Here is a 1,246-nt window from a genome sequence, read left to right as displayed (position 1 = left end):
CAGCTGTTCCCAAGATTGCCTGAAATCCAAGAATAGCAATAAACTTTAAAATTGGCTTCGTAAACTTTTAACAACTTATGCGTTTATAACGAGATTTTTCTTGACATATCAATGAGTTAGCGATTTTCGCTTTTTTGTAAGAAAAACAAATACTTACAAGGAGGCGCTATGTCGCATATAAAAACAATCGTGAAAGCAAGCAAACGGAATAAAGATAGGGCCGAGGCTATCAGGGTACGTAAACACCTCAATGCAGATGCGTTGATCGCATCTCTACGTAACCGTTTTGAAGGCATTTCCGATAACCGGGCAAAAAATAGCACTGTTCCCCTTGTCGATGCCCTAATGTCCGGTTTTGCAATGTTTTCACTTAAGGATCCTTCGCTGTTGCAGTTTGACCTTCGCCGCCAGGCAGGTGGCCATAATCTCCGATCACTTTACGGCATCAAAAATATTCCCAGCGATTCTGCCATGCGAGAGATTCTTGATGGTGTCTCCCCGGATGAACTGAGGCTCGTTTTTAAAGATGCTTTCCGCCCCTTACAGCGCGGTAAGCTTCTTGAGAAGATGGTCTTCATGGAAGGTTGTTACCTGCTGAATCTTGACGGTACGGGGTATTTCTCATCCAACAAAAGACATTCCCCCGCTTGTATGCAAAAGGTAAATTCCAAGACAGGGGAGATTACCTATTATCTACAAATGCTCGGGGCTGCCATAGTTCATCCTGAGCGCAAGGAAGTTATCCCTCTTTGCCCGGAAATGATCATGCAGCAGGACGGCAACAGTAAAAATGATTGTGAGCGTAATGCTGCCAAGCGATTTATCGCCCACTTACGCCGGGAGCATCCCCATCTGCCGCTCATTGTCAACGAGGACGCACTCAGCTCCAATGCACCTCATATACGTGATCTTCAGGAGCACAATCTTCATTATATTCTCGGTGTAAAACCAGGGGACCATGAATTTCTTTTCCAGTTTGTCGATAATGCCGCCGAACAGGGAAAAACAACGGAGTTTGTGGTTGAAGATGAGAAGAAATCACATATTCACCACTGTTTTCGGCTGTTAAACAACGTCCCGCTGAATGCTTCCAATCAGGATCTGCGGGTCAACTTTATAGAGTACTGGCAAAATGATAGTAAGACAGGGAAAGTCCTGCATTTTACATGGATTACCGATTTTACGGTTTCTCGAGAGAATGCCATGCAGATAATGCGTGGTGGCCGTGCCCGCTGGAAAATCGAAA

Annotated in this window: 1 protein-coding gene; it reads left to right on the top strand. The window is 44.9% G+C overall.

Annotation, left to right across the window (positions count from 1 at the left end; translation table 11 throughout):
- Window positions 1–168 precede the first annotated feature (168 nt).
- On the top strand, window positions 169–1,246 hold a 1,078-nt coding region (locus JWH17_RS23195), incomplete at its 3' end, for a transposase (protein WP_205225078.1).

It is taken from the genome of Desulfogranum marinum, assembly GCF_016918565.1.
GTDB lineage: Bacteria > Desulfobacterota > Desulfobulbia > Desulfobulbales > Desulfobulbaceae > Desulfogranum > Desulfogranum marinum.
This window is presented reverse-complemented; position numbering and strand designations above follow the sequence as displayed.